General features: G+C 59.4%; 7 protein-coding genes. 5 read left to right on the top strand and 2 right to left on the bottom strand.

Annotated elements, in window-relative coordinates; genetic code table 11:
* Positions 1-2,828: T1SS-143 repeat domain-containing protein (locus tag ACEPP2_RS21125; RefSeq protein WP_449619212.1), on the bottom strand; the 2,828-nt coding region annotated here is incomplete at its 3' end.
* A gap of 89 nt (positions 2,829-2,917) precedes the next feature.
* Here ACEPP2_RS21125 and ACEPP2_RS21120 point away from each other — a divergent pair.
* The 5 genes from ACEPP2_RS21120 to ACEPP2_RS21100 all read left to right on the top strand — a co-directional run bounded on the left by ACEPP2_RS21120 (position 2,918) and on the right by ACEPP2_RS21100 (position 5,079).
* On the top strand, positions 2,918-3,169 hold the full coding sequence (locus tag ACEPP2_RS21120; protein ID WP_395517874.1) for a DUF1059 domain-containing protein: 252 nt from the start codon (positions 2,918-2,920) through the stop codon (positions 3,167-3,169).
* A gap of 104 nt (positions 3,170-3,273) precedes the next feature.
* Positions 3,274-3,567 carry a hypothetical protein gene (locus tag ACEPP2_RS21115; RefSeq protein WP_395517873.1) on the top strand — a complete coding sequence of 98 codons (294 nt, stop codon included), beginning with the start codon at positions 3,274-3,276 and terminating at the stop codon, positions 3,565-3,567.
* Positions 3,568-3,573: 6 nt separating this feature from the next.
* The gene (locus ACEPP2_RS21110) at positions 3,574-3,738 is read left to right on the top strand and encodes a hypothetical protein (protein ID WP_395517872.1); all 165 of its coding nucleotides are present in this window, start codon (positions 3,574-3,576) and stop codon (positions 3,736-3,738) included.
* 101 nt (positions 3,739-3,839) lie between these two features.
* Positions 3,840-4,289 (top strand): hypothetical protein, encoded by a 450-nt coding sequence (locus tag ACEPP2_RS21105; protein WP_395517871.1) that lies wholly within the window; start codon positions 3,840-3,842, stop codon positions 4,287-4,289.
* Between the two features lie 553 nt (positions 4,290-4,842).
* The gene (locus tag ACEPP2_RS21100; protein WP_395517870.1) at positions 4,843-5,079 is read left to right on the top strand and encodes a hypothetical protein; all 237 of its coding nucleotides are present in this window, start codon (positions 4,843-4,845) and stop codon (positions 5,077-5,079) included.
* Between the two features lie 1,108 nt (positions 5,080-6,187).
* Here ACEPP2_RS21100 and ACEPP2_RS21095 read toward each other — a convergent pair.
* Positions 6,188-7,159: mannose-1-phosphate guanylyltransferase/mannose-6-phosphate isomerase (locus ACEPP2_RS21095; RefSeq protein WP_395516445.1), on the bottom strand; the 972-nt coding region annotated here is incomplete at its 5' end.

Genomic DNA, 7,159 nt, shown 5'->3' with positions numbered 1-7,159 from the left:
GGCGCATCATCGATGACCTTTACGGTGAAGTCGTTCCTGGCGATATCGCCGTCACCATCGCGGGCGGTGAAGGTGAACTTGAAGGACAGGACGTCTTCATTGGCTGCACCGCTTGCCTTGACCGGATGGTCGAGTACGCCATCGAGATCGAAGTCAAAGGAGCCATTGCCCTGATCCGACAGCTTGACCGTGAAGACGGTCTTCCCATCGGCAGATGCCGTCAGGATGGAACCGTTGGCCGAGAGCGTGAACACCAGCGGCTTGCCTTCGGAGGTCAGTGCGCCGATCGCAACCGGACCGTTTCCACCGCTGACCGTGAGGAACTGCGAGACCTCATTGGCGGTCAGGATCTTGGCAGCACCCGTGCCGGTCGAGAACACGACCGAACGGTCACCAGCCACCTGGGTGCCGGTAAAGCCACCATTGACGTTCTTGTTGCCGTCGTCGCCGCCCCAGGCAATGTTGAGCGAGCCGTCTGCCTTGTCGGTCGCCAGATTGAGAGGCAGACCAAAGATAGAAGTGTCGGCATCCAGATCCCCGGATCCGGATACGCGATCCTCGTTGCCATTAGAAAGCTCCTCTTCCTCAACGACACGATCCAGGATCGTACCGAGCGCGATCGGCTGGTCATCGATCACCTTGACCGAGAAGGTCGCAGGCGCCGTTACGTCACCGTCACTGTCCGTCGCGGTGAACTGGAAGTTCAGGATCTGGCTGTCCTCGCCCTGCACCGAACCCTGGTGGTCCAGCGTGTCGTAGAGCTTGAATGCATAGGAGCCTGCACCAGTATCCGACAGGGCGACCGAGAAGACGATGTTGCCGGCAAGCGCTGCATTCGTCGTCGTCGGAACGGTGGTCGGGATCACATTACCCGTATAGGCAAGCAGGACCTGCTGACCGCTCACGGTCACAGTGGTGTACTTGATCGCATCGCCGTCAGAGGTCAGGTTCAGAGCGGTGAGATTTGCAACCGCGTCCGGGCCGAACTGGACCGAGCGATCACCCGGCTGGCCGTTGCCATCGTTGGCATCGTCAGAACCCCACGAGATCGAAAGCGAGCCACCAGTCTCATGCGTCGTGCGGTCCCGGAACTGGAGGCCAAGGAACCCGCCGAAGCTGTCTGCGTCGCCTTCACCTTCCGTGCCTTCGTTGCCGTCACCGGCAACCTGCTTCTGCTCTTCCTCAACGATACCGCCTGCAAACGGCGCGCCGATCGTTGCAACGTCATCGCGAACATCAACCGTGAACCGGCCGGTGACCGTATCGCCATCGCTGTCGGTCGCCGTGTAGCCGAAGCTCAGCGACAGATCGTTCTCGCCATTCGCCCCGTCACCCGCGGCATGATCGAGCGGCTTGACCAGCGTGAAGGTATAGGAGCCACTGCCGTTGTCCGACAGCGTGGCATGGAACACCACATTGGCTGCAGCAGACGAGGTCGGCACGGTAGAGCCCGTGTAACCAACCAGCGTGCCGTTCGCCAATACGGCTGTCGACACGGGCAGACCAAGCGACGTCAGTGATGCACCGTTATAGGCGTTCGCTACAGAAACAGTCGCGTTGGTGAACGCAATCGAACGATCACCGAGGCCACCGAGATCCGCGACCGTGTCAGCGTCGTCAGCACCCCACCTGATGTTCAGCGCACCGGTCGCTACAGCCGACAGGCCATCTGCCTCATTGTTGCCGCCGTTGACAGCCTCATCCTCTGCCGTGCCACGAACCTCTTCCCCACGGACAGGCGCATCGTCCATGACGTCGATGTTGAAGGAACCGGTAACAAAGTCCCCGTCCAAGTCCGTAACCGTGTAGGTGAAACCGAGACGCAGCAGGTCGGCGAGATCAGCTTGAGTGCCGCCAGAACCGGCATCCGGATGATCCAGCTTGCCGACCAGCTCGAAGGTGAAGTCGCCGTTTACCCGGTTGTTGATCGTCAGCTGGAAGACAAGAGCGCCGTTCGCGTCACGGCCCTCAAGCGCCACGAAGTTCAAGATGCTGCCGTCGGTGGGAGCGGCGAAGCTGGTCACGGTGATCGGGCTGCCGCCGGAGGTGATGCCGGCAAGAGCCTGCGCGGCGCCCGAGCCTTCTTCATCGACATTGCCGGCACCGCTGAATTCAACGCGCGTGATTGTTCCGAAATCCGGCCCCTGCTCGAATGGGAGCCGGCCAGAGATCGTCTGGTTGTTCTGATCATTGTCGACGAGAACTGCCTCATCCAGCACAAAGGCCTGTGTCAGGGGCGAGAGGATTGTCGGCTCGCCGTCGTCGACACCGTTGTCCTCGAGGCCGTCGCCGTCGCCAAAGCTCGTATCGCCCAGCAGTTCCGCCAGCGCTATCGCCTCGGCCTGTCTTTCCTCGATCGTCTCGAAATCGGCACCTGAGCTGGGCGGTGTTCCCGTCGCGCTGTAGGAGCCGTCCGGACCGGCGGCAACGTTGATGCCGCTCTCCTCCAGGGCCGCAAGCAACACTTGCTGCGACAGCTCGACATCTCCCAGAAGCAGGGTCGGGATCTTCAGCGCACCATCAATGATGATGATTTCGGTCCCGTCGGACTGCACGAGGACAAGGTCATTGCCCTCCACGCGCATGTCATCAAGTGAGGTGGATGCCGGCAGCTGCACGATGCCGTTCTCTACCCGATAGCGGTTATCCCCTGCACCCTCACCGTCATCGGGTTGTGCAAAACGATCTGTTTTTGGAAGTTCACCAAGCTGAGCAAGCTCAACTGGTGCATCCTCACTGTGAAGTTGTGACACAGCATCGAGCATGTCAGCAGCCAAGTTCTCATTCTCAAGCTCGTTAGCGAGAATGCGAGAATCTTCGATCGACATAATTGCAAATCCCCAGTTGTCCTGGGCGCAATCAATATTGGCGGGGTGTTCCAATCAATACTTTGTTAACCCATTGTGCATAACCGATTATGCCCCGAAGGGCCAAAATTCATAAACGGTTAACCGACGACCTGTGGCCGTGGAAGTTCATCGACTGCCGCGAATTTCCTAGTGACATAAATTGCACCATCACAATCATGGCTGATAGCGTAGATGAATTGGTTGCTGCGGCCGCTCAACATGCCGTCACGGTCCACCATCATGAGGACACGGCGGAGCTCCGCGACGGGCTCAAGAGGCTAATTCGCGAGGGGGTACCGCCGGAACGCCTTGGTGGCTAAGGCCCATCGAGCGGTCCCGCGCCAAGCGGCGGCAGTCCTTGAGCAGCTTTAAGCCGGCAAAGAAGTCCGCGCCCCGTCTTCACCACCCAACGCGGATGCGCGACATGCTCCAAGCCGTCGTAGACATATCTGGACCGGTGATGCTCGTGCTGAACGCCATGGGACCGGCCAGAAATGGCATTTGCCGCGGAGACATCAAGCTGACCACCGGGCTGGCATCGGAGTCGCTTTACCCGATCCTTATACAGCTTGAGCTTGCCGGCTGGCTTCTCAGGGAGTGGGACGATGCCAATCCATCCGCACGGAAACAACCGAAGCGGCGCCTCTATGTGACGAGCGATGCGGGTAGGTTGAAGATGAAACAGATATTGGTATACCTTCTTCAATACGCGGAGTAGACCGTAATGACGTGGTTCGATATTGTCATGTTGATCGCAATCCTCAGCGCGACAGTGACGCTAGTGGTCGCTGCACTGATCCGTGGCGGCGCAAGGAAGCAGGGACTCGACCAGAAGTTCCTTGACGACGAGCAGGCAAAGACCCTGCGGGAGTGGAACAGGACGCGCTGAGGTCGCTCTTGGTGCGTGCTTCGCGCGTTCTGCCTCGTGGGGCCGCGGCCGACAGTCGTTCTACTGACGTTCAATTCAGATGCCACGAGAGTGGCTCAGCAATGGCTACGGTCAACGGCGACTTGATGGTTATCCTTCCCTGTCTCTCCGAAAAAGCCAGCGGAATCGTATCTGTGAATAAACAGGGATTTTGGTCGATCTTCCTGCCACTGCAAGAAATCGCACTAGCGACGCACCGCGGACCTCTGTATCGTCCGCTATACGCTGCGCAGATCAGGCGACGTGAGGGAGCCGAAGTGACCGAAGATGACATCCCCGAGTTTGTCAACGAAGTCCTGGCTACCGGATGTGAGATTGTCGCAATTGGCGACGACGGGTACGTGATCGCTGATTGCCACCTTCCCGAGGAAGTCTATCAGGCCATGGAGCCGGCGCTGGAGCAAATCGCTGACAAGTACTTTGCTCGCGGCCATCTCAAATCTCAGATCGTCGAATACCTTCGATCCATCGGACGGATTTATCCGCCCTCCGAACCTCATTGGTGTCACTGAGGCCCGCTTTTTTCTGGTTCCCGCATTCGCCCACGTGACGTCCAGGTGCTTGCGACAGACGTCTCATCCGAGCGGCGGGTGAAACCACCTCATTATCCTCGACATGAGGCGAGAGCTCCAAGTTCTGGAGATCCATCGATTTCAAAATCTGAGCAGATGGGGCGACGCAACGCTCCCCACTGATGGCATGGTGAGACGGCTGGCTGAACAGCCACTTGCTGATCGTTGTCGTTGCAGTGGAGTCCGCTCCAGACAATCGCAAGCGGGGGATCGAGCGCCACGAGGCAAATGATCCCTTCCCTCGTCGGGAGGGCCGCTCCTCGTCGCACAAGCGCAACCGAAAAGATCGAACCAATCCCGCTGCCAGTTTTCCTTTGTCCAGGTGCAGTGCAACCAGACCTTCGACAGATGCAGGGTTCTGGAGGTTCGATAAGGTGATCACGCGTCAACCCCCTGGCGCACGGGATGCGAGACGGGGTTCTGCGGACCTTATTTCGCATCCCGTCCCTCGGCACATGACGTATAGGTAGCTGCAAAGAACAGGTTCCGCCACATGGAGGATCTGAACCAGGGAGACAGCGATCGGGACATCGCCCACGCGACGCGCGTCTCGCCGCCGGGCGACCTGGTGCAGATTGCCGCTGCCCTGCGGGAACTGGCGCGCTATCTTGCGGACCTTGCGAGGGAGCCGCTTTACTCACAGCCATCTGACGATCGCACCTACACAATCCGGCGCTGGGACAGTATCGACGATCCCGAGGCTACTGAAACAGAGCCTAAGACGGAATGAGCTTTTAATTCGCAACTCGAGATTACCGGGCGGCGTGCAGCCAAGCAACAAGCCCCGGCGCTGAAGCGCTTCAGGAGTAGAAGTCGTCTTCGCCCGATGACGGATACATCCACAACGTGATCGGGATTGCTGCCATCAAGAGCACAGTCGAAAACCGCCCGGACAGCCAAGTCCGATAGTTTCCCGCTGACTTCCTTCCCATTCCGGTCCCGTGGCGAGGGAGGCGGATGGCCTGAGACATCAGCAAGTTCACAAGCTTCTGATCCCGCTCCCGCTGCGCGTCGTTCTGCCGGTCAGGTTTGGGATTGAGCCTGGACATGAAGGGCCTCGCCACACTGGTTCTGTATCCGATTTTCCATTCTATTCGTTAACCATACTTGCAGCAACCTTCTTACGATCTGCCACCCGATGGTGAGCATCTCCCTGCAAGACTGATGCGTCGCGTAAAGCCGGAAAGGGCTGCAGGTGACGTTCTCGTTCAAATTCCATTTGCGCCTCCAAATCACCGGCGGGAGCAACGCCTTGGCTGATGTTAGAATGCCTTGCCAGCAGTTGTGCCCAACCGTCCCTGACCTTTGGCAGATGCCAAGGCCCAGACTGCCTGCTAAATCAGTTTCGCGACACCTGAAGGCGCATCTGCGCCCCCGGTGGTCTCTCAAACCCTCGGGCGACAGAGGAGACACATCGCAAATCCTCGTGGTTACCGGGAGTTAGCCGGTCACACGGCAGGAGGGGCTGAACGCCAATGAGATGCAAGACCTGCGACGACACCGGTTGGGTCTGCGGGACACACTGCAACAGACCTTGCACCGGTTTACGAGCATGCGTCTGCGGTGGTTGGGGTATCCCCTGTATCATTTGCAACGGCGACGGCGAACAGCCGGCTCCGTGGAACATGTTTGTGGAAGGCTCCTGCACAAACAACGACAATGCCGAAACTGCCAAGACCGCTGATGTCGAACGTCTCATGACGCCGACGAATAGGAAACTATGATAGCATCAGCCCCGCCTTTCTAACCCTCCATCTATGGTTGGCGAGACGGAGGTTCCGCAAGTCCCTCCGCTTGCTCGCAGATGCGCAAGCCTTCGAGAATGTCCGACCAGTGCCTCAACCGCGACCAAACTCGTCGACGATGCGGATGATGTCGTCCTCGCCGAGATAGGAGCCGGTCTGCACCTCGATCATCTCGAGCAGGATCTTGCCCGGGTTGGCGAGGCGATGGACCTCGCCCTGCGGGATGTAGACGCTTTCGTTCTCCCGCACTGTCTTCACCTCGTCGCCAATCGTGACCTCCGCCGTGCCCTTTACACAGATCCAGTGCTCGGAACGGTGGTGATGCTTCTGCAGAGACAGCTTCTTGCCCGGCGAGACGAACAGGCGCTTCACCTGGAAGCGGTCGCCGTTGAGAATGGAGGTATAGCCGCCCCAGGGGCGGTAGGAGGTAGGGTGGGTCTCGGTGAGTGGCGACGTCGCCTTGTCGGCAGCGAGCTTCTTGACCATGCGGCCGACATTCTGGCTCTCCTCCAGCCGCCCGACATAGACCGCATCCTCGCTGGCAATGACGACGACGTTTTCCAGTCCCTGCACCGCAAGGTGGCTGGTGCGGGACATGACGAGGGAGTCTCGCGTATCCATCAGCGTCGCGTTGCCGGAAACCATGTTGCCGGCCTCGTCGCGCGTGCCAAGTTTCCATACTGCATCCCAGCTGCCGAGATCGGACCAGGTGAAGGACGAGGGGACGACAGCGGCGTTCGAGGTCTTCTCCATGACGGCGTAGTCGATGGAGATGTCCGGGCTCCTGATGAAGGCTGCAGCATCGAGACGGATGAAATCGAGGTCCGTGACCGCGTTCGCGACGGCTTCGCGAGCCGCTTCGGCCACCTCCGGCGCGTGAGCCTCCATTTCCTCCATCAACTTGCCGGCCGTGAACATGAAGATGCCGGAGTTCCAGTAGAAGCCGCCATCCGCCAGCATGCGCTGCGCTTCCTCGAGCGGCGGCTTTTCGACGAAGCGCCTGACGGCATGGGCGCCGCCTCCGAGGGATTCGCCGGCTTCGATATAGCCATAGCCGGTGGCGGG

Source organism: Pseudorhizobium flavum (assembly GCF_044142885.1).
In the GTDB taxonomy this organism is placed as follows: domain Bacteria; phylum Pseudomonadota; class Alphaproteobacteria; order Rhizobiales; family Rhizobiaceae; genus Neorhizobium; species Neorhizobium flavum.
This window is presented reverse-complemented; position numbering and strand designations above follow the sequence as displayed.